The sequence below is a fragment of the Psychroflexus curvus genome, assembly GCF_020164585.1.
Lineage (GTDB): Bacteria > Bacteroidota > Bacteroidia > Flavobacteriales > Flavobacteriaceae > Psychroflexus > Psychroflexus curvus.
Window position 1 is genome coordinate 77,289 of sequence record NZ_JAIQZF010000003.1, and the last position, 21,796, is coordinate 99,084.

Annotated in this window: 22 protein-coding genes; 13 read left to right on the plus strand and 9 right to left on the minus strand. The window is 36.8% G+C overall.

The features are described from left to right. The first annotated feature begins 39 nt into the window (after positions 1–39). Positions 40–2,136 carry an alpha-ketoacid dehydrogenase subunit alpha/beta gene (locus tag LB450_RS04680; RefSeq protein ID WP_224486701.1) on the plus strand — a complete coding sequence of 699 codons (2,097 nt, stop codon included), beginning with the start codon at positions 40–42 and terminating at the stop codon, positions 2,134–2,136. A 130-nt stretch (positions 2,137–2,266) separates the two neighbouring features. On the opposite strand, the gene LB450_RS04685 is transcribed toward LB450_RS04680, so the two are convergent. Next, positions 2,267–3,109 (minus strand): sterol desaturase family protein, encoded by an 843-nt coding sequence (locus LB450_RS04685; RefSeq protein WP_224486702.1) that lies wholly within the window; start codon positions 3,107–3,109, stop codon positions 2,267–2,269. 106 nt (positions 3,110–3,215) lie between these two features. Here LB450_RS04685 and LB450_RS04690 point away from each other — a divergent pair, with 106 nt between their 5' ends. Both LB450_RS04690 and LB450_RS04695 read left to right on the plus strand, forming a co-directional pair. Then, complete coding sequence (locus tag LB450_RS04690; protein ID WP_224486703.1) at positions 3,216–3,653, plus strand: hypothetical protein; 438 nt, start codon at positions 3,216–3,218, stop codon at positions 3,651–3,653. Further along, entirely contained in the window at positions 3,640–4,047 is a 408-nt protein-coding gene (locus LB450_RS04695; protein ID WP_224486704.1) for a hypothetical protein, read from the plus strand. Before LB450_RS04690 ends, LB450_RS04695 begins: the two co-directional genes overlap by 14 nt. An 82-nt stretch (positions 4,048–4,129) precedes the next feature. Here the strand turns inward: LB450_RS04695 and LB450_RS04700 are convergent, their stop codons facing one another. Next, positions 4,130–4,792 (minus strand): ferredoxin reductase domain-containing protein, encoded by a 663-nt coding sequence (locus LB450_RS04700; RefSeq protein WP_224486705.1) that lies wholly within the window; start codon positions 4,790–4,792, stop codon positions 4,130–4,132. 145 nt (positions 4,793–4,937) lie between these two features. Between LB450_RS04700 and LB450_RS04705 the strand changes: the two genes are divergently transcribed. Further along, entirely contained in the window at positions 4,938–5,795 is an 858-nt protein-coding gene (locus LB450_RS04705) for a mechanosensitive ion channel family protein (RefSeq protein WP_224486706.1), read from the plus strand. A gap of 1 nt (position 5,796) precedes the next feature. Here LB450_RS04705 and LB450_RS04710 read toward each other — a convergent pair whose 3' ends face one another. Both LB450_RS04710 and LB450_RS04715 read right to left on the minus strand, forming a co-directional pair. Beyond that, positions 5,797–6,981: a pyridoxal phosphate-dependent aminotransferase gene (locus tag LB450_RS04710; protein WP_224486707.1), complete on the minus strand. Its 1,185-nt coding sequence runs from the start codon at positions 6,979–6,981 to the stop codon at positions 5,797–5,799. A 10-nt stretch (positions 6,982–6,991) separates the two neighbouring features. Continuing rightward, the gene (locus tag LB450_RS04715) at positions 6,992–8,086 is read right to left on the minus strand and encodes a fatty acid desaturase family protein (protein ID WP_224486708.1); all 1,095 of its coding nucleotides are present in this window, start codon (positions 8,084–8,086) and stop codon (positions 6,992–6,994) included. Positions 8,087–8,275: 189 nt separating this feature from the next. Between LB450_RS04715 and rsmG the strand changes: the two genes are divergently transcribed. Further along, the gene (rsmG, locus tag LB450_RS04720; protein WP_224486709.1) at positions 8,276–8,905 is read left to right on the plus strand and encodes a 16S rRNA (guanine(527)-N(7))-methyltransferase RsmG; all 630 of its coding nucleotides are present in this window, start codon (positions 8,276–8,278) and stop codon (positions 8,903–8,905) included. Positions 8,906–8,994: 89 nt separating this feature from the next. Here rsmG and pruA read toward each other — a convergent pair whose 3' ends face one another. Continuing rightward, positions 8,995–10,620, minus strand: a complete 1,626-nt coding sequence (gene pruA, locus LB450_RS04725; RefSeq protein WP_224486710.1) for an L-glutamate gamma-semialdehyde dehydrogenase — start codon at positions 10,618–10,620, stop codon at positions 8,995–8,997. A gap of 111 nt (positions 10,621–10,731) precedes the next feature. Continuing rightward, positions 10,732–12,021 (minus strand): type IX secretion system plug protein, encoded by a 1,290-nt coding sequence (locus LB450_RS04730; protein ID WP_224486711.1) that lies wholly within the window; start codon positions 12,019–12,021, stop codon positions 10,732–10,734. A gap of 106 nt (positions 12,022–12,127) precedes the next feature. Here LB450_RS04730 and LB450_RS04735 point away from each other — a divergent pair, with 106 nt between their 5' ends. From LB450_RS04735 to LB450_RS04770, 8 genes are all read left to right on the plus strand, one after another. Beyond that, the gene (locus tag LB450_RS04735) at positions 12,128–13,471 is read left to right on the plus strand and encodes a Na(+)-translocating NADH-quinone reductase subunit A (protein WP_224486712.1); all 1,344 of its coding nucleotides are present in this window, start codon (positions 12,128–12,130) and stop codon (positions 13,469–13,471) included. A gap of 18 nt (positions 13,472–13,489) precedes the next feature. Then, positions 13,490–14,662: an NADH:ubiquinone reductase (Na(+)-transporting) subunit B gene (locus tag LB450_RS04740; protein WP_224486713.1), complete on the plus strand. Its 1,173-nt coding sequence runs from the start codon at positions 13,490–13,492 to the stop codon at positions 14,660–14,662. 2 nt (positions 14,663–14,664) lie between these two features. Continuing rightward, positions 14,665–15,390: an NADH:ubiquinone reductase (Na(+)-transporting) subunit C gene (gene nqrC, locus LB450_RS04745; protein WP_224486714.1), complete on the plus strand. Its 726-nt coding sequence runs from the start codon at positions 14,665–14,667 to the stop codon at positions 15,388–15,390. A gap of 2 nt (positions 15,391–15,392) precedes the next feature. Further along, on the plus strand, positions 15,393–16,142 hold the full coding sequence (locus tag LB450_RS04750; RefSeq protein ID WP_224486715.1) for an NADH:ubiquinone reductase (Na(+)-transporting) subunit D: 750 nt from the start codon (positions 15,393–15,395) through the stop codon (positions 16,140–16,142). A gap of 14 nt (positions 16,143–16,156) precedes the next feature. Next, positions 16,157–16,771, plus strand: a complete 615-nt coding sequence (nqrE, locus tag LB450_RS04755; protein WP_224486716.1) for an NADH:ubiquinone reductase (Na(+)-transporting) subunit E — start codon at positions 16,157–16,159, stop codon at positions 16,769–16,771. 12 nt (positions 16,772–16,783) lie between these two features. Next, positions 16,784–18,073, plus strand: a complete 1,290-nt coding sequence (gene nqrF, locus LB450_RS04760; RefSeq protein ID WP_224486717.1) for an NADH:ubiquinone reductase (Na(+)-transporting) subunit F — start codon at positions 16,784–16,786, stop codon at positions 18,071–18,073. 61 nt (positions 18,074–18,134) lie between these two features. Further along, a complete protein-coding gene (locus tag LB450_RS04765; protein WP_224486718.1) occupies positions 18,135–18,494 on the plus strand; it encodes a Na(+)-translocating NADH-quinone reductase subunit F in 360 nt (119 codons plus the stop codon). Further along, complete coding sequence (locus LB450_RS04770; RefSeq protein WP_224486719.1) at positions 18,491–19,492, plus strand: FAD:protein FMN transferase; 1,002 nt, start codon at positions 18,491–18,493, stop codon at positions 19,490–19,492. Before LB450_RS04765 ends, LB450_RS04770 begins: the two co-directional genes overlap by 4 nt. Here LB450_RS04770 and LB450_RS04775 read toward each other — a convergent pair. From LB450_RS04775 to LB450_RS04785, 3 genes are all read right to left on the minus strand, one after another. Continuing rightward, positions 19,489–20,259 (minus strand): class I SAM-dependent methyltransferase, encoded by a 771-nt coding sequence (locus LB450_RS04775; protein WP_224486720.1) that lies wholly within the window; start codon positions 20,257–20,259, stop codon positions 19,489–19,491. The two genes, LB450_RS04770 and LB450_RS04775, sit on opposite strands and share 4 nt — an antisense overlap. 106 nt (positions 20,260–20,365) lie before the next feature. Next, entirely contained in the window at positions 20,366–20,587 is a 222-nt protein-coding gene (locus LB450_RS04780) for a PLD nuclease N-terminal domain-containing protein (RefSeq protein ID WP_224486721.1), read from the minus strand. An 81-nt stretch (positions 20,588–20,668) separates the two neighbouring features. Further along, positions 20,669–21,352 carry an SDR family NAD(P)-dependent oxidoreductase gene (locus LB450_RS04785; RefSeq protein ID WP_224486722.1) on the minus strand — a complete coding sequence of 228 codons (684 nt, stop codon included), beginning with the start codon at positions 21,350–21,352 and terminating at the stop codon, positions 20,669–20,671. Between the last annotated feature and the right edge of the window lie 444 nt (positions 21,353–21,796).

The following is a 21,796-nucleotide window of genomic DNA, read 5'->3' on the forward strand; positions in this document are numbered from 1 at the left end:
TTCAAAACGTCGTGATTCCTGATTCTAAAAAAAAGAACAATGAACAAAAACATATTCAAAAAAGCCTTTAAAAATTTAGTCACTGCCAAAGCGATGACAGAACTCTTTGAGGATAATTTTAAGGTGGTTTCCAAATACGTACACGCCACCTCTCGCGGGCATGAAGTCATACAAACCGCGGTAGGCATGCAGCTTTTGCCTCAGGATTATGCGTATCCCTATTATAGAGATGATTCGATTTTGCTGGCTATTGGCATGCAGCCCAAAGATTTGATGCTTCAGCTTCTGGCTAAAAAGGACGATCCCTTTTCCGCAGGTCGAACCTATTATTCACACCCCAGCCTTAAAGATGATGACAAACCCAAAATTCCGCACCAAAGTTCTGCCACAGGGATGCAGGCCATTCCTGCCACGGGGGCGGCATTAGGGATGAAGTACAAAGAAGAGGGTCTATCCCATTCAGAAGCGTCGGGACTTTCCAAAGGAAAGGACTTAAACTTTGAGGTTCCCCCTTTGGGGGCTAGGGGGATTGTGCTATGCTCGCTTGGTGATGCTTCCGTCACCGAAGGCGAAATTGCAGAAGCTTTCCAAATGGCTGCCTTGAAGCAGTTGCCAATTATTTATGTAGTACAGGACAATGGCTGGGATATTTCAGCCAATGCCAAAGAAACCCGGGCGCAGAACGCCTTCGACTATGCTAAAGGTTTTCACGGTCTGGAAGCTATAAGCATTGACGGGACCGATTTTGAAGAATCGTATACAGCATTTGAAAAGGTTCTGGAGACAGTGAGGAAAGAAAGACGACCATTTTTGGTACATGCCCGGTGTCCGTTGCTCAATCACCATACCTCCGGCGTTCGAATGGAATTTTACAGAGACGATCTCGAAGAATCCAAAACCAGAGATCCGTACCCCAAATTAAAACAGCAGCTTCTGGATAACGGATTTACTGTAGATGAGCTTCAGGCCATCGAAAAAGCTGCTCAGGCAGTGGTAGAAAAAGGATACCGGGAAGCTTTGCAGGCTGAAGACCCCAGGCCAGAGGATTTATTCACCCATGATTTTGCTCCCACACCCATTACCGAGGAGCAGGGCGAACGCTCTCCAGAAGGAGCCGAAAAGGTGGTGATGGTGGATTGTGCTCTATTTGCCATCGAAGAGTTGATGGCGAAACACAAGGAATGCCTGCTTTATGGACAGGATGTAGGAGGCAGGCTGGGAGGTGTGTTTCGAGAAGCCGCAACCCTGGCTCAGAAATTTGGTGACCATCGGGTGTTCAATACACCTATACAGGAAGCCTTTATCGTAGGGTCTACGGTGGGCATGTCTGCCGTGGGTCTCAGGCCTATCGTGGAGGTCCAGTTTGCAGATTACATCTGGCCCGGACTCAATCAACTGTTCACCGAAGTGAGTCGAAGCTGCTATTTATCCAATGGAAAATGGCCGGTCTCCATGGTTTTACGCGTGCCTATTGGGGCTTATGGAAGTGGAGGTCCATACCATTCGTCCTCTGTTGAAAGTGTGGTTGCCAATATTCGCGGACTCAAAATCGTGTATCCGAGTAATGGGGCAGACCTCAAAGGGCTTATGAAAGCGGCATATTATGATCCCAATCCGGTAGTAATTTTTGAGCACAAAGGTTTGTATTGGAGCAAGGTACCCGGAACCAAAGGCGCAACCAGCGTAGAGCCGGCAGAGGATTACGTGCTTCCCCTGGGAAAAGCCTGGGTTTTACAGGAGATATGGCCGCAGGATAACGAGGAAACCCTGAGTATCATCACTTACGGAATGGGTGTGCACTGGGCGATGAATGCCTCTCAGGAACTTGGATTGCAGGACCGAATTGAAATTGTAGACCTGAGAACGCTTCATCCCCTGGACGAAGAAACCATCATGAAATCGGTTAAAAAATGCAAAAAATGTTTAGTGGTCACCGAGGAACCTTCAGACAATACCTTTGCCAGAGCACTCAGTGGCAAAATTCAAGAGCAGTGTTTCCAGTACCTGGATGCTCCTGTAATGACCATCGGATCCGAAAATATGCCTGCTATTCCGCTGAATTCCATTTTGGAAGAAACCATGATTCCAAGTACCGAAAAAGTAAAAGTGAAAATTCAGGACTTACTGGATTATTAATAACTAGGGCGTGCCCCTCCCCAAATCCGATGGCTTTGGGTAGGGTCGGTCTGCCCGTTTCAATTCCTCCCCCAAAGCTTTGGGGGCTGCGGGATTTCCACTCGCATACCTCACGCGAGGGGGCGAAGAATCATTCCGGGTTTGAATAGAATCCTGTTCCAGGATTTTGTTTGCCACTTCTGTTAAAAGGAATCTTTAGCTGGTAGAAAACATCTTCATCCCTGACTTCATCTGCGATATCTAAACCATATTTGATCTTGGTATGATCAGCATATACGAAGGTGCCAAAGAGTCTGTCCCAGATAGAAAGCATGTTTCCAAAGTTGGTATCTGTCCAGGGCATTTCGTGGTGATGGTGAAATTTATGCATTTTAGGAGTCACAACTACATAACTTAGGGCCTTGTCTAAGCGTCCTAAATCAATATTGGCATGTGTAAAATAGGTAAAGAATACACTTACTATTCTATAGAATAAGTAATAAGCAATCGGCATTCCCATAAGCATTACAGTCATCAGGGCAACTGTTTCCCTGATGGTGAAATCCAGGGGATGATGTCTTGTTCCTGTGGTTACATCTACTTTGGTATCACTGTGGTGAACGATGTGCAGGCGCCACATCCACTTGACTTTATGGAGGAAATAATGAACCCCATATTGAGCGATAAGATCTAAGGTCAAAATCGCTAAGAGCAGTTCTGCAACAGGAGGTAAGTCGATGAGGTGCAAAAGCCCAAACTGATTGGATTCGATCCAAAAAAACACACCTAAGGTAAGCGCTCCAAACCCCACATTGATCAGCATGGTAAAGAATAAGAAAATGAAATTAACCCCTGCATGTTGTACTTTTTTATAGGTCATTACAGTCAATCTGTAATAACCTTCCAGTATCCAGAAAAGGGCCAAAACACCAATTACCCAAGCCAGTTTCATCCAAATTGGCATTTCTTCAAAAAAGGCGAGAAAATCAATCAAAGTCTACATATTTATGCTCCTAAAATTACAAAATCTTACTAAAAAATTCAGATTTGTTTTTTATAGCTGTAAGTCATAAATTTATTTAAAGTTAAAGTTAGTAAAAATGAAAGACATACATTTTGGTAATTTATATGCCAGGAGGTATTTTATGCCAGTTTTGCTGGGCTTAACGATATTTCTTATTTTATATTTAATATTTGAAGATACTGGACATGCAAAGTTTTTTAATCTAATATTAAATTTTGTTGCTTTGATTTTGTTATCTCGTATGTTTTGGTACAAAGCACATGTTCAATACAATACAAGCAGGATTTCGATAAAAATAATTAGCAGATCTCATATCAATATAAAGTATGATGATATCACCCATATTGATTATGCAGAAACAAAGCTAATCATTAAAGAAAATACAAAGACCCATACTATTAACTTAGAAGGTGTCAATCCTAAAGATATTCAGCGGTTGGTTAGTTTAATGGTTGAGCGTTCTGACGCCTTCTATACAGATTCATCAAAACTAAACTGTTATGAAAAGAATTAAATTTATCTATGAAACCAGGTCAAAACGTATTTTTATGTCAGTTCTGTCAGCTTGCATTTTGATTTTTTCAGCTATAGGTCTTCTAGTTGATAAGGATAGTAGTGGTTTTTTCTTTGGAGTTGCTTTTGGTGGGGTATTGTATGATTTGTTAGAATTTATAGGCTTATTCCTTTATAAACACTTTGTGTTCTTGGGGAATGAATACGCGTTAATAAGAATCAATTCCTTTTTCTTCAAAAGAGTGCTTTTAGATCAACTTGATTATGTAGAAATTATTGAAAACACTCTTCGAATTCATCTGTCTCATAAAGCTATAGATATCAATATCAAAGGAATCAGTCCAAAAGATGTCAACCGACTCCAAATGTTCATGTCTACATCTGCAAAAGCCTAACATCATTTTTTATTAAAATAGTTTTGAGCAAAAAATGCCTTGCAAATTTCAAGGCATTTTGCTTTTCTTTGAAGTCTTTTAATTATTCTTCAAGGATAATATTATCATCGTCTACACCTATATCTTTTAGATCTTTGACAACGTTTTCTATCATGGGTGGTGGACCGCAGACGTAAAATTTCTGATCTAACTTGAGGATATGATCTTTTAAAAAATCTTTATCGATATGACCATGTGGGTAGTCATCTGTATTCTCTTCAGAAAGAATATTCACAAACTGATCGCCCAGCATGTTTTCGAGTTCCTCTTTCAAAATGATATCTCCTTTGGTTTTATTGGAAAAGATGAGTTTGTTGTCTTCATTTTCTCCATGCTTGTCCCGGTCTCTTAAGATGGCAATAAGTGGCGTTAATCCGGCACCTCCGGCGATGAATGTTCCTTTCCCTCTAAAGTAAATGTTACCGAAAACTTCATTCTGAAGCAGCTCATCTCCTTCATTAAGGTCCAATAACTGTTCAGTAACGCCATTGTGATCCGGATAGGTTTTGATGACAAATTCAAGGTCTTTGTCTTCAGGGAGACTTGTGAAGGTGAAAGGTCTGCCTTCTTCCTTCCAGCCTTCTTTATTGATAAAAAGTTCAGTGGCTTGCCCAGGCTTAAACTCTAGGTTTGAAGGCTTATTGGTTTTGACTTGTAAAACGTCATGGGTTATTTTTTCAATGGACTTAATCTTTAAAGTATTCATTTTTTGTTTTGAAATTAAAAAAGTTATAGGTTTTATCTATTAAAATTAAGAAATAAGACGGTTTTTTTTAACAATCTGAAACTATTCAGTAAAACCTTCAGAATATGAGTTTTAATAATTACCTTATTCCAAAATAAATTTTGATATGGACACTTCATTTCTTGACACACTTAAAAATTATTTACAAGAAATTCTTGTCTCTATCGGACCAGAACTGATTTATTCAATAGTAGCATTTGTATTTGGAATCCTCATTATCAAGATAGTAATGAGGATGTTGAAAGCGGCTTTAAAGAAATCGAAAGTAGAATTATCCTTAAGAACCTTTGTAGAAAGCTTATCAATATTTGTTTTATATGGTTTGCTGTTTACTCTTATTGGATCTATTTTAGGCATAAAAGCGACCTCTTTCTTAGCCATTTTTGGGGCTGCCGGTATTGCCATTGGTTTAGCTTTACAAGGAAGTTTAGCCAATTTTGCGGGGGGAGTTTTGATTTTGGTGTTCAAGCCCTTTAAAGTTGGAGATTTAATAAGCGTGAATTCCAGCACAGGTTTTGTCACTAATATTGATATTCTTTACACAAGAATTGAAACCTTCGACGGCAGGATTATCACCATGCCCAACGGGAATGTAGCCAACAGTGATGTGGATAACAGGACCATGAATCCGTTACGAAGGGTAGATTTGAGTCTGAAATTTGCGTTTGACATCAAAATGGAAACGATTCGGCCTATAATTCTTGAGGCTATGAAAGCGCATCCCATTATAGAAAAAGAGCCTGAACCCGATGTCTGGCTGGAAGAAATTGGTGAGTCAGAAATTCGTGTGACGGCAAGAAGCTGGGTAGAATCTGTTCATTACTGGCCTACTTTCTGGGAACAACTGGAAGCTGTCAAAAAAGCATTAGATGCCCATGGTATTGAAACCCCTATTCCAAGAAGAATCGTTTATCAAGGTGGAGAGTATAAGTCTTCAGAGTCTCTGCCTGAACGAAAAGATTAGACTAGCTTAATGATTTTTTAATTCTTTCCATAGCTTCTTCAATGTTGGCTTCGCTGGCAGCATAAGAAATCCTGACGCAGTTGGGGTTTCCGAAAGCTTCACCTGTCACTGTGGCCACATTTGCCACTTCTAATAAAAACATGGAAAAATCGGTAGCATTTTCAATTTTCTTACCGCCGTAGGTGCTTCCGAAGAAGGAGGAAACGTTTGGAAAAACATAAAAGGCTCCTTTTGGCTCGTTACACTCAAACCCAGGGATGGTTTCAATTAAATCTAAAATCAATTTTCTTCTCGATTTAAATTTATCGACCATAAACTGTATTTTGTCTACAGGTGCTTCAAGAGCAGTAATAACAGCCCTTTGAGCAATACAATTTGCACCACTGGTCACCTGACCCTGTAATTTTTTGCAGGCATTAGCTATTTTTTCTGGACCGCCTATATAACCTATTCTCCAGCCTGTCATTGCAAAAGCTTTTGAAACACCGTTCACCGTGACAGTTCTATCATACATATCAGGTATTTCTGCCATAGAAAATCGCCCTACACCAAAATTGATGTGCTCATAAATTTCATCACTTACGACAATGATATCTGGGTAATCTTCCAGGACTTCAGCTAAGGCTTTTAATTCTTCTTTAGTATAAACAGAACCGCTTGGATTGCAGGGAGAACTGTACCAAAGCATTTTTGTTTTTGGTGTTATAGCAGATTTTAATTGCTCTGGTGTCATTTTAAAATCCTGTTCAATATCAGTTTGAACCTCTACCGGAACACCGCCATTTAATTTTACAATATCACTGTAACTCACCCAGTATGGACAGGGAAGGATCACTTCATCACCAGGATTCAACACAACAGAGGCTATGTTATAAAGGGATTGTTTTGCTCCTGTGGAAACTACAATCTGATTTAAATTGTACGAAAGATTATTATCTCTTTTGAATTTGTGCTGAACAGCTTTTTTTAGGTCTTCATATCCGTCTACAGGCGTATATGAATTGTAATTATCATTTATAGCCTGTATAGCAGCCTCTTTGATGAAATCAGGCGTATTGAAGTCAGGCTCCCCCAAGCTAAGGCCTATTATATCTTTTCCTTCAGCTTTAAGTTCTCTTGCCTTAGCAGCCATAGCTAATGTGGCTGAGGTTTCTAGCTTTTGGATTTTATCAGAAAGTTGAATCATAGTGATTGGATTAAGATAATTGTGGTTCGCTTCCTAGAGTACGTAAATGTCTGAAATGAGATTTTACAGCATCTTTAGTAGATTCATATTCATTATAAGGAAGATTAAATTCTAAAGCAGTTTCTTTTACAATCTCACTTATTTTATCGTAATGGATATGGCTTATATTTGGAAATATGTGGTGTTCCACCTGGTGGTTTAGTCCTCCGCTAAACCAATTCATAAGCTTGCTGTTGGTTGCAAAATTCGCAGTTGTAAACAATTGATGTATAGCCCAGGTATTTTTCATTTCACCAACTTCATTGGGCATAGGCATGTCATTGTCCTCTACCATATGTGCCAATTGAAAAATAACACTCAAAATTAATCCTGCTGTATAGTGCATAACAAAAAATCCTAGAAGAACTTTCCACCATACAATTCCAATCAAGATAGGTATAACAATCCAAATGGAAAGGTATAAAACTTTTGTTATCGCAAGCATGCTCCATTGTTTCCACTGACTTGGCATTTTACCATAAGAAAGCTGGCGTTTTAAGTAGCGTTTGGTTTGCTTAAAATCAGAGGTTAACGCCCAGTTGAAGGTTAATAAACCATATAAAAAAACAGAATATATATGTTGAAATTTATGAAAACGTTTCCATTTAGCATGTTTAGAAAATCTAATAATCCCACCAGCATCTATATCTTCATCATGCCCGTGTATGTTGGTATAAGTGTGGTGAAGGACATTATGTTGTACCTGCCAGTTGTAAACATTACCAGCCAAAATATAAATTGAGCTTCCCATAAATTTATTCACCCATTTCTTTTTTGAATAGGTTCCATGATTTCCATCATGCATCACATTCATTCCTACACCAGCCATGCCAATTCCCATCAGAACGGTGAATAACAATTTCCACCAGCCTGAAATATCTAGAAATAGTATCAGAAAATAAGGGCTTAAAAACAAGCCAAACATGACAATTGTTTTTAAGTGCAATTTCCAGTTACCTGTTTTTTTGATATTATTTTCGTTAAAGTATTCGTTAACCCTCTTATTTAGGGTTCTAAAAAACTTCTGCGGGTCTTTTCTAGAAAATTTGATTGTTGGATTCGTCATTACTCATGTATATGAGACAAATATAAAAATTAATCTATCACATGGCTTTGAACAAATAACAATTGTGCTCGATTTATAAGTGTTTTATAAGTAAATAATGATCTACTTGAAATATGGCTTCTTAATCAATCTAAATTTAAAGCATATATCATCCTAAGAACTGCTATTTTTGCTAAAAAACTAAATAATTTGAAATTAATAAAGCAGTATTTTCCAGATCTAGATGAAGTTCAAATAAGACAATTTGAAGCTATTGCCGATGTTTATAAAGATTGGAACCAGAAAATAAATGTGGTTTCTAGAAAGGATATTGATGAAATCTATATCCGCCATGTTTTACACAGTTTGGGAATTGCTAAAGTTCAAGAATTCCTGCCAGGCTCAAAAGTACTGGACGTAGGCACAGGTGGAGGTTTTCCTGGTATACCTTTGGCCATTTTATTTCCACATACGCAATTTACCTTAGTAGATAGCATTGGCAAAAAAATAAAAGTAGTTGAGGAGGTTGTTGATGCGCTTGGACTCAAAAATGTGAAGGCTGTAAATGATAGAGTGGAGAATATCTCTGGGGAATTTGATTTTATTGTGAGCAGGGCAGTTGCTGTGATGCCTAGTTTTGTTCATTGGGTGAAAGGCAAAATTGCTAAAGAATCTAGACACGATAGAAAAAATGGAATTCTTTACCTTAAGGGAGGTGACTTATCCGAAGAATTAAAACCTTACCGAACGGTTGAAATTTTTGAACTTTCAGAACTCTTTAAAGAAGACTTTTTCGACACCAAAAAAGTGGTTTATCTTCCGATGAAATATAAGGGCTAATTTTATCTCGGGAGAGATAATAAATAGTGTAAAAAACCCCCTCAAAATTCAATTTTGAGGGGGTTTTTACTTTTTAAATGGATTGCTGATTATCCCATATGTGGATACGTATAATCAGTTGCTGGAACAAAAGTTTCTTTGATTAATCTTGGAGAAGACCATCTTAATAAGTTAAACTTAGATCCTGCTTTATCGTTAGTACCACTGTTTCTGGCACCACCAAATGGCTGGCGACCTACAACAGCACCTGTACACTTGTCATTGATATAGAAATTACCAGCAGAATTTTGCAGGATATCAGTAGCTACTGAAGCTGCATAACGATCTGTAGCAATGATAGAACCTGTTAATCCATACTGACTTGTGTTATCTACAACATGTAAAGTTTCTTCATATTTATCATCATCATAAACATAAAGGGTCAAAACTGGTCCAAATAATTCTTCGACCATCGTTTCATATTTTGGGTTAGTAGTCACAATTACCGTTGGTTCTACAAAATAACCTTTAGATTTATCGCAATTACCACCTACTATAATTTCAGCTTCGTTACTTTTCTTAGCTCTTTCAATGTATTCAGATAATTTATCGAAAGACTGCTCATGAATGACGGCCCCAATGAAATTGCTTAAATCTCCAGTTGGTCCCATTTTGATAGACTTTACATCCTTAACGAGTTTTTCTTTGACACTAGGCCACAGACTACTTGAAACGTAAGATCTTGATGCTGCACTACATTTTTGTCCTTGAAATTCGAAAGCGCCTCTCAATAATGCTGTAGCAACTACCTGTGCGTCAGCAGATTTGTGAGCTACGATGAAATCTTTACCGCCAGTCTCACCAACTATTCTAGGGTAAGTATTGTAATTGTGAATGTTTTCACCAATTTTAGACCAGATGCCTTTGAACACATTGGTACTTCCAGTAAAGTGAATACCAGCAAACTCTTTTCTGGCTAAAATTCTATCTGTTATCATTACTGGGTCACCAATAATCATATTGATTACTCCATCTGGTAAACCAGCTTCCTTAAATACTTCCATAATTACTTGAGCAGAAAGCATTTGGCTATCACTTGGCTTCCAAACGGCTACGTTACCCATAAGAGCTGCACTTGAAGGCAGGTTACCGGCAATGGCAGTAAAGTTGAAAGGAGTAATAGCATACACAAAACCTTCTAGTGGTCTGTGCTCTATTCTGTTCCACTCATTATCTGCAGATTCTGGTTGTTCTCTGTAGATTTCCGTCATATATTCCACATTAAATCTTAAGAAATCACAGATTTCGCATGCGGAATCAATTTCAGCTTGAAAAACAGTTTTTGACTGACCAATCATAGTCGTTGCATTCATTTTATCTCTGTAAGGTCCTGCAATTAAATCAGCTGCCTTCAAAAACACAGCCGCTCTTTGTTCCCAAGGAAGTTTAGCCCATTTTTTTCTAGCTTCAAGAGCAGTATCAATTGCATCGTCAACGTGTTTTTCTTCAGCATTGTGATAAACACCTACTTCATGTTGATGATCATGTGGAGGTCTTATGCTTTTAGTATGGCCAGTTTTAATTTCTTTATCTCCAATATATAAAGGAACTTCAGCCTTTTCGTTGTATATCTTTTTATACATCTTTTCTATAGAATCCCTCTCTGGTGAGCCGGGTGCATAGGTTTTGATTGGTTCATTTATTGCGGTTGGCACTTGAAAATATCCTTTTCCCATAATTTTATTGATTTTTATTATTTTACTTTAATCATTTTCACAAATATAGCTTATAAAGATTATTTTGGAAATTATAGATGATAAGCTTTTATTAATACCTGTTAATAAGCCTTAATTGATAATAGTTTCACCATTACCAAATCCAGTTCCAACAACTCTATCGTATCTGGCTCCTATATCTCTATAATAAACAATTACCTGGTACTCGTTTTCAGTAATTTCATGATTGCCACTTATAAACCCCTCTATGAAATCACCGTTTTTGTTTAAATACACATATTTAAAATTGTAAAACCCCTGTTTCAAAATCAATTCATTAGTGAATATGTTTTTCTTAGTTTCATCTTGTGTCATCATGGTGCTGTCATCCAGCACGTAATTATTAAACCTTCCGTAAAGATGTATTTCCCCTCCTTCTAAATCTTTGTAGTTTTGAAGTGTAAAGTGTACTCTGGCGTACTCTGATTCAGTATTGATATCATCCCCTTGTATGGTGTTAATTCTAAATGCTCCATTTAAATCTGGATAAAAAGTATAGGGTCTTCCATCCCTAACGAAATTGGGGAATAAGTATGAGTTATATAAGTCATGAAGTTCAACTTTTTGAATTCTTAACGTCCCTTGTCTGATATCTTTATTATCAAAATTTAAGTACTCATTGCCTCCCCAGAACGAAGATTTTTTATCATATCTGTAAATCAGTCTGTTACCCTGGGTAAATTGAGGTTTGAGATCGGAAATAGCTGTAGTGAAGTCGTTGTTTTTAACAACAACGGTTTTGACGGTCTGATCTGGATTTCGAAAAAAGAAATCCTCTCTGCCTATTTCGAAATTTACGACCTGTTTTTTATCAATAAACTCTAGTTCTCTGGACCTTTTGATGGTTATGTCTACATCAACTAAATTTTCATAAACAATAAATTTTCTCGAAAAAATAATTTGTTTGTCAGCATTGAATATTTTGAGCATGTAATTGCCACTTACTTTTAAACGACGGGTATTTTGATTTGGTAATTTTAATTGATAGTGTGTATAGGGCTGTAAAGTTGTAAAGGAATTTTTATAATCAAATAACCGGATATTATCAAAACCTTCTAAAAATTCATTTTTTGAAAGTTTAGAGGGAGTCCAGTCAAAATTATAATGTTCGATTTCGTAGTAATAATCATTTTCAGCTGCTGTTAAATCGTCAAACTTGAGCGAAACAGACCCATTCAAAGGTATGACGGGAGTTCCGCTGAATTCGCTATTTGATCCATAAAACTCAATTGTTTTAATAAAATCCGGAGGCAAAGTCTCGTAAACTTGTTGTGCTTTTAAGGAGGAACTAACAAAAGTTAATAAAATAGCAGAAATTAATTTTATAAAAAAAGGTTTAAGTCTTGATTTTATTGAAGTCATTCCGTTGTTTAGATTTAATATAAATAATAGAACTATAAGATTTGTTTGCTTAGAGATTGTAAGTTAAATTATTAAATTTGCAATCCAAATAAAATTTTATTTACAGATGCCCATAGACATAAAAATTAAAAAGGGTTTAACGCTAAAGCTAAAAGGTGAAGCAGAAAATTCTATTGAGCAAGCTCAGAAATCGAAAACTGTTGCTTTAAGACCTTCAAATTTTCATTCTTTGGTACCAAAAATGGTCGTAAAGGAAGGCGCTAAATTAAAAGCTGGGGACGAAGTATTTTTCTCAAAATATTCTGACAAGACAAAAATTGTATCACCTGTAAGTGGTACGCTTAAGGAGATTAAGCGTGGTGCTAAAAGAAAAATTCTGGACGTCATTATAGAGGCAGATGATGAAGTAAATTACAAGGATTTTGGGGCCATGGATCCTTTTAAATCAGATTCATCTGAAGTAAAGGATAGAATATTTTCTACTGGATTAGGTATTTTTTTAAATCAAAGACCTTACAACATTCCAGCTAATGCTGAAGTGACGCCAAAAGCGATTTACATTTCTGCATATGATACCGCTCCTTTATCAGCTTCATTTGAAGTAATTTTGAAAGATAAAGTTGAATTTTTTCAAAATGGAATTAATGCCTTAACCAAATTGACGGGTGGCAAGGTTTACTTAGGAGTTGATAAGCAATCTGCAAGTTTCCTTAAAGATATTGAAAATGTCGAGTTAATTACAATTTCTGGTCCGCATCCCGCGGGTAATGTAGGTACATTGATTCATGAAACAGAGCCGATGAATAGAGGCGAGCATGTGTGGACAATCAATCCAGAGGATGTCGCTATAATTGGTGAGCAATTCAAAACTGGTAAATTTAATGCAGAACGTACTGTTGTTGTAACAGGTACAGCTGCAAAACATAGAAAATATTTCAAAACCATTATTGGTGCTGAAGTTTCTTCAATTTTGAAAGATCACGAAGATAATTCAAGAATAATTAGCGGTAATGTTCTGACTGGAGAGAAAATTGAAGAGGAGGGATATATCAATTTCTTTGCAAACACCTTAACCGTCATTCCTGAGGGAAATGAATATAGAATGTTTGGATGGTTGCCTTTTAAAGATAATGACATTCATTCAGCTTCCAAAACTTCTTTATCCTGGTTGTTTCCAAACAAAAAATACGAAGTCAACACCAATTTGAATGGTGAAGAAAGAGCTTTGGTAGTTACAGGTGAAATGGAAGAAGTCATGCCTTTAAATATTTTGCCAATGCAACTTCTTAAGGCCTGTATGGCTGGAGATATCGAGAAAATGGAAAATTTAGGAATATATGAAGTGGTTCCGGAAGATTTCGCACTAGTAGAATACACAAATACCTCTAAAATCGAAGCGCAAGAAATTATTCGCAATGGTTTAGATATAATGATAACTGAAGTAGGATAAATTTATTTAACTATAAATATGAATTGGATTAGACAGAAAATTGACCAAATTAAAGAGCCTTTCGAGCCTGGTAATAAGCTTGAAAAGTATCGCCCAGCAGTTAATGCACTAGACACTTTCTTATTTGTGCCAGACCATACTACCAAAAAAGGCGCACACATAAGAGATGCAGTTGATTTGAAGAGGACAATGATAACCGTTGTGTTAGCCTTGATACCTGCTTTAATTTTTGGAATGTGGAATGCTGGATACCAGCATTATACTCAGCTCGGAGAGAATCCTGCATTCCTTGAAGCATTTCTTCATGGAGCATACAAAATAGTCCCTATGATAGTGGTGTCTTATGCAGTAGGACTTGGATTGGAATTTGCCTTTGCTATCATGAGAGGACATGAAGTAAACGAAGGTTACCTTGTAACAGGTTTACTTATTCCTATGATTATGCCAGTTGATATTCCTTTATGGATGGTTGCATTGTCAGTAATATTTGCCGTATTAATTGGTAAAGAGGCTTTCGGAGGTACTGGGATGAATATTCTTAACCCTGCACTTACTGCAAGAGCTTTTGCGTTTTTTGCATACCCTACTTATATGTCTGGTAACAAGATTTGGGTTAGTGAAGCTTCAAACGTAGACTCCATTTCAGGTGAAACTATCTTAGGTTCTCTGGCAGCCAACAAAGAAGTTGGTTATAATGCTGCTGAAATGTTTACAGGAATTATTCCGGGGTCTATCGCAGAAACTTCAACATTATGTATTGTTGCTGGTGCCTTAATTTTAATCTTGACTAAAGTTGGGAGCTGGAGAATTATACTGAGTGGTATTCTCGGTGCTGCAGCTATGGGATTATTATTAAATGCTCTACCGTCTATGGGAGTAGAAGGAAACGGATTGACAAATTTCCCATGGTATAATCACCTGATAGTTGGTGGCTTTGCTTTTGGTATTGTGTTCATGGCTACAGATCCTGTAAGTGCTGCTCAGACAATGAAAGGGAAATGGATTTATGGAGCTCTCATTGGTTTAACAGCCATTTTAATCCGTACTTTGAATCCGGCCTACCCTGAAGGTATTATGCTGTCTATATTACTCTTGAACGTTTTTGCTCCAACTATAGATCATTATGTGATAGAAGGTAATATTAAGAAAAGGAAAAAACGTTTAGAAACCAAAACTGTAAAAACAGCTTAATCATGAATAAAAACAGTAACGCATATACATTTATTTTTGCTATAATAATGGTCATTGTAGTAGCAGTAACGCTTTCTTTTACTGCAACCTCCTTAGGTCCATTGCAAAAAGAAAATGTTCGTAAAGAAAAAATGCAAAATATTTTGTTGACTATTGGTATTGAAACTGATAGAGAAAATGCTGAAGAATTATTCGATAAGTACATTTCTCAACAACTATCTCTGAATTCTCAAGGAGAAAAAAAAGAGGGAGTAAATGCTTTTGAAGTCGATTTAGCTAAAGAATTATCAAAGCCTGATGAAGAACAGACTTACCCTATATATATTGCAAATTATGAAGGCTCAGAATATTACATTGCCCCTTTAAGAGGTAGTGGGTTGTGGGATGCGATCTGGGGTTACATTGCTTTAGAAGATGATGCAAACACCGTTAAAGGCGTTGTTTTTGACCACAAAGGTGAAACTGCTGGTCTTGGAGCAGAGATTACCACAGATTGGTTTCAGCAACGTTTCGTAGATGAGAAAATCTTCAATGACAAAGGAGAGCTCGTTGGTGTGAATGTTGTGAAAGGCTACAGTGGTGGAAATGATAAGGATGATAATAAAGTTGATTCTATTTCGGGTGCAACAATCACAAGTGATGGTGTATCTGAAATGATTGAAAAACGATTGAAAAACTATTTACCATTTTTCAAAAAGCGTCAAGATATTAAAGTTGTAACAAGATAAATATGAGCTTAGAAACAAATCAAAAGCCTCAAACTGAAGAAGAAAAGAAGAAAAGCGAAATGCTTCTCTTTTTATCAAGTTCTGATGAGAAAGAACATTTTCTTTCGAAGGCTAATCGAAAAATTTTAAAAGATCCTTTAGATGACAACAATCCTATTACAGTTCAGGTTTTAGGAATATGTTCCGCTTTAGCGATTACGGTCCAACTGAAACCCGCAATTGTGATGTCACTTGCCGTTGTTTTTGTTATGGCATTTAGTAACGTGATCATCTCAATTTTAAGAAATTCAATCCCAAGTAGAATCAGGATTATTGTGCAACTTGTAGTTGTTGCTTCCTTGGTAATACTCGTTGACCAGATTTTAAAAGCTTATGCTTTTGATGTGAGTAAACAACTTTCCATCTTTATCGGTTTGATTATAACCAACTGTATCATCATGGGGCGTCTTGAAGCTTTTGCCTTAGGCAATGGTGTATACAAGTCTTTTCTTGACGGAATTGGTAATGCTGCTGGATACGGACTTATACTCATAATTGTTGCCTTTTTCAGAGAGCTATTCGGCTCGGGGAAACTGCTTGGATATGAAATATTAGGTCATAAAGGTGTGACTTTGGCAGAATCTACTGGATTGTATGCTTTGGGTTATGAAGACAATGGATTTTTCCTTTTGTCTCCAATGGCTCTTATCGTCGTCGGTGTCCTCATTTGGGTACAGCGAGCTAGAAACAGAAAATTAATTGAAGAAAATTAAATAAAACCTCATAGATGGATTTAATAAACTTATTTGTAAAAAGTATTTTCATAGAAAACATGATTTTCGCCTATTTTTTGGGCATGTGTTCTTATTTGGCAGTATCTAAAACAGTGAAAACCGCTGTTGGTCTTGGGCTTGCAGTCATATTTGTACTTTTAATAACAGTGCCTGTCAATTACCTTTTGGATAATTACCTGCTTCAAGCTGGAGCACTTAGCTGGTTAGGATCAGAATTTGCTAGTGTAGATTTGAGTTTTCTCAGCTTTATCATGTTTATAGCAGTTATTGCTTCAATGGTTCAATTAGTGGAAATGGTTGTTGAAAAATTTGCTCCTGCACTTTACGGTTCACTTGGTATCTTTTTACCGCTTATCGCTGTAAACTGTGCTATTTTAGGGGGGTCTTTATTTATGCAGCAAAAAGATTTCAGCGGCATCGAAGGAGCAGCTGTGTATGGTCTTGGTAGTGGAATAGGCTGGTTTTTAGCCATACTTGCTATTGCAGCAATTAGAGAGAAAATAGCTTATTCAAATGTCCCAGCTCCGCTCAAAGGGCTTGGTATTACCTTTATTATTACAGGATTGATGGCTATCGGATTTATGAGTTTCATGGGAATTAAATTATAAACAGAGAAGATTATGACAGTTATATTAGCGAGTGTTGCAGTATTCTTAACTCTTATTTTGTTGTTGGTTATCATATTATTATCAGCCAAAGCAAAATTGTCGCCTTCGGGGCCAGTTAAGATCAATGTGAATGGTGAAGAAGATTTAGAAGTAGATTCAGGTTCTACTTTGTTAACAACCCTGAGTGATAACAAATTGTTTTTACCATCTGCTTGTGGAGGTGGTGGTACATGTGTACAGTGTAAATGTATCGTTAAAGATGGTGGTGGAGCTATTCTGCCAACAGAAGAACCTCACTTTACAAGAAAAGAAATTGCTGAAGGCTGGAGATTGGGTTGCCAGGTAAAAGTGAAACAAGACATGAAAATTGAGATTCCTGAAGAAGTTTTTGGAATCAAAAAATGGCAGGCTACTGTTGTTTCAAATTATAACGTGGCTTCTTTTATCAAGGAATTTATTGTTGAAATTCCTGAAGATATGGACTACAAGGCAGGGGGGTATATTCAGATTGAGGTTCCTCCATGTGAAGTGAAATTTGAAGATATGGATATCACTGCTCACCCAGAAGAACATCCAGGTGAGAAAGATAAATTTCAAACCGAATGGGATAACTTTAAGTTATGGCCGCTGGTTATGAAAAATAATGAGTCCGTAGAAAGAGCTTATTCTATGGCTTCTTACCCAGCAGAAGGTAAACGAGTGATGTTGAATGTGCGTATTGCAACGCCTCCTTTCGACAGAGCTAAAGGGGACTGGATGGATGTGAACCCTGGTGTTGCTTCGTCTTATATTTTTGGATGTAAAGCAGGTGATAAAGTCACAATTTCCGGACCTTATGGTGAATTCTTTATCAACGAAAGTGAAGCTGAAATGCTTTATGTTGGTGGTGGTGCCGGTATGGCTCCAATGCGTTCTCACTTATATCATTTATTCAGAACTTTGAAAACTGGAAGAAAAGTGACCTTCTGGTATGGAGGACGTTCTAAACGCGAGCTGTTTTATACAGAACACTTTAGAGCTCTTGAAAGAGATTTTCCAAACTTTAAATTCTATTTAGCTTTATCTGAACCTCAGGAAGAAGACAATTGGAAAGAAAAAGATGGAATTGATGGTGAAGGAGATGGCTTTGTAGGATTTATCCACCAGTGTGTGATAGATAATTATCTAAATCATCATGAAGAACCAGAAGATATCGAACTGTATTTTTGTGGACCACCTTTGATGAACCAAGCTGTTCAGAAAATGGGTGAAGACTTTGGAATCCCCGATGAAAACATCAGATTTGATGACTTTGGCGGATAAAATTAAATAAATAATTAAAACCCAAACAAAATTTTGTTTGGGTTTTTTTAGCTCTAATTTCATGAGTTTACTTACAGAACAACAACTACATAACCTTGCCATGAATCTTGTAGGCAAAGATTTGGAAGAAATGGGTTACGAGTTTTTGGCCATCAACAGCAAAAAGTCCAAAAACCCACAGTTTGTTGCTACAAAGGATAAAAAATTAATTTTTGTAGTGGTTAGAGCAGTGAAGTATCCCGAAAATCCTGTTCTATATGATGAGCAACTTATGCAAAAAATCGCCAAACATGCCGTTACTTTTGAAGCTAAAACTTTTTATGCTGGTGTTGGTATCGCAAATTCAGTGAATTATGACCTTCCGGTGGATTCAGAGGAAGATTATGTTTTAAATTATTCAGGTTTAATCGAAATCAAATGAAATATTTATTGGTATTATTTGGTCTACTCATCATCTCCTGTGAAGAGTCAACTTCAGTAAGAACCTTGCAGGGGAATGCGCTGGGCACCACCTATTCTTTGCAATATTTTTCAGAAGATGTTGACATACAGTCTTCCAAAATTGATTCACTCTTAAAGGTGATCAATACATCTATGAGCACATATATAGATGATTCGGATATATCTAAAATCAATTCTGGCAACGCATCCATTAGTGTTGATTCTCACTTCCAAAAAGTATTTAAAGACTCTAAACGGATTTTTAAAGATACAGATGCTTATTTCGATCCAAGTGTCGGCTTTCTAGTGAATGCCTATGGTTTTGGTCCAGGTGGCTATTCTGAATCTGTTACAGAGCATGATATTGATTCACTCTATCAGTATGTAGGTTTCGATAAAATTCAACTGACTGAAGAAAATACAATCACATCAACAACATCTCATTTGTATCTTGATTTCAATGCCATTGCCAAAGGATACACGGTGGATGTGTTTGGTGATTATTTGGAATCTAAAGGACTTGAAAATTATTTAGTTGAAATTGGAGGGGAAGTTAAAGTTTCAGGGAAAAACCTGGACAATACTAAGCCCTGGAAAATTGGAATTGAAATGCCATTGGAAGATGGTTCCAGAGAATTGAAATATGGTGTCAATTTGTATGACGAGTCCTTAGCTACTTCCGGGAATTACAGAAAATTTAGAATCGATGAGGAGACTGGTCAAAAATATGTACACACTATAAATCCGAAAACAGGAAAATCGCAAAAAACAGATATTCTTTCTGCTTCTGTTATCGCCCAAACCTGTGCAGATGCAGATGCGTATGCTACCGCCTTTATGGCGATGGGATTTGAAAAATCAATGAATTTTTTATATTCAAATGAGAGTCTGAAGGTCGTTTTTATCTATAGCGATAAAGAAGGAAACCAAAAAACGTATATATCTGATGAGCTTAAAGATTCTATTGAAAAATTCTAAGCAGGTTTAAAGCACACAGGAATGATTTCTCCCTTGGCCAGGCGGTAATAATCGATTTCAGAATCCCTCAGTTCTGAAGTTAAATCGACTTCTTCTACATCAAAACCAATGGATCTTAATTTGTCAAAAAAGTCTCGGCCATAAATTCTTAGGTGGTCGTACTGCCCAAATATTTTAGCTCTCTCTTTTTGATCCACTATAGAATCATCTTCAAACGTTGCTGCTCTGCTAAGATCCTGAGGGATTTGAAGGATAGCCATCCCGCCAGGCTTAAGTATCCTGTATAGCTCTTTCATGGCTTTTTCATCGTCCTCAATGTGTTCCAGGACGTGATTACAAATGATGCTGTCGAAACTATTAGTTTCGAAGGGCAAATCACATATATCTGCTTTTACATCGGCAATAGGAGAATTGAGATCCGTAGTTGTGTAATCGAGGTGTTTTAAGCTTTTGAACCGCTTGTAAAACGCCTGTTCTGGAGCAAAATGAAGTATTTTTTGGGGTTGAGTAAAGAAATTAGTTTTTTGCTTGAGATAAAGCCAAAGCAAGCGGTGTCTTTCCAGAGAAAGGGTAGAAGGACTTAATACATTAGGCCTTTGTTTTTCATAACCGTAGGGTAAAAACTTCGAAAAGGTCTTCCCGTCAATTGGATCTTTATATGTTTTGCCTTTGTAGGCAAAAACGAGCAATGGTCTTAAGAGCAAACTTATTTGAATCAAAAAAGGTCTTGGAAATAAGTTGAGTAGTACTTGAAAAGGGGATTTCAAAATAGTCTAGATATGAAATTTGTTGATTGAAATAAATTTTTAATCACCCGGTTTTAGCCTATTATCTTCAGCCTTCCAGGTGAAAAAGTATACAAAAGAAATAATTTTAATGTTTTATCTTCTGTTTTCTTCCGATAAAAAAATATAAAACCGCACCCAGGAAGTTGGTAAATAAAACGATTAACACCCAAACGACTTTGTTGTTTCCGGAAAATTCACTTCTTGCGATGTCTATCAAAGCCCATAAAGTGATTATTAAAACAATTATGAATGTTATGATTATAATGGCCTGCCATGTTCCTATCATTTTCTTATATTTTAATACCATGTTCGGTTATTTATGTCTGCAGATAACTTTTAATGTAAAAGCCAACTTATCGCTCTATCATTAAAATTACAGTTTATTTTCCTAAATCGCAGAAAAAGTTTCGCCATTTGGACCGTCATTTTCGATCAGGACAGGCTGGAGGGCTCCGGGCAAAACCTCTTCTACAGAGTGGTCTGCAAACTCACCCCCCAAATCTGTGGATATCCATTGCGGATCGAGAGAATTAATCCGAACCCCAGTACCATCTAATTTTACAGCAAGGTCTATAGTTATTTTAGACGCAGCCCATTTTGAAGTACTATAGGGTAACAATTCGGGTTGGTCTTTAATTCCAGAAACCAGATTAACCACTCTGCCAAAGCCATTGTCTATCATTGCAGGAATAAATGCGCTACTCAGCTTGTAAACGCTCAAAACATTGGTCTTCATGCTTTCCATCCATTCCTCCCAGCTGTGACTCCAAAAGTCTTCTTTATAACTCGTCATTATTGCAGCATTGTTATATAAGATATCTATGCTGATGTTTAAGTCTTTCACCTGCTTTATCACGGTAGTTATACTTTCTTCTTCAGACAATTCGCCGTGCACAGCATGGACTTTTACATCATAGGCTTTAAGAAGTTCCAGTGTGTTGTTGCAATTTTCCTGTTTTCTGCCATGTACGATAACATTGCAACCTTTGGCTGCTAGTCCAAGAACTATTTTCTGTCCTATACCTCGACTAGAGCCTGTAACTAGCGCGTTTTTATTTTTTATGTCAATCATGCTTTTAGGTTTTAAAAGAAATTAAAGTCAATTATGATAACCAACTTTTATGAAAGCAACTCAAATTATAATTGAATTTTGCTTTTAAATTTAGATACCTCTAAAGTAATAGTTTTAAAATGTAATATCCATTTATTGAGCGTAAAGTTATTCGACTTCGATCCTCTCTTGCTATTTATTTTTTATTTGTTTTAATGCTTGGTATTTAATACAACTAATCATTTATGATTATAAATCTCACATTATCAGAAAATCGCAGAGTTAATAAAAGGGATGATAATTACTAAAATAAGTTTTTAACTTGAACAGGTCACTATATGCTTCTTCATAAAGCAAACAGCGGTCTAAAATATTATTTTGACACTCCTTTTTATTAAGACGCTCTGTGTACTTATATCACGTCTACTTATTGCATATGAATTTGTATAAACCACCTTTTTATTT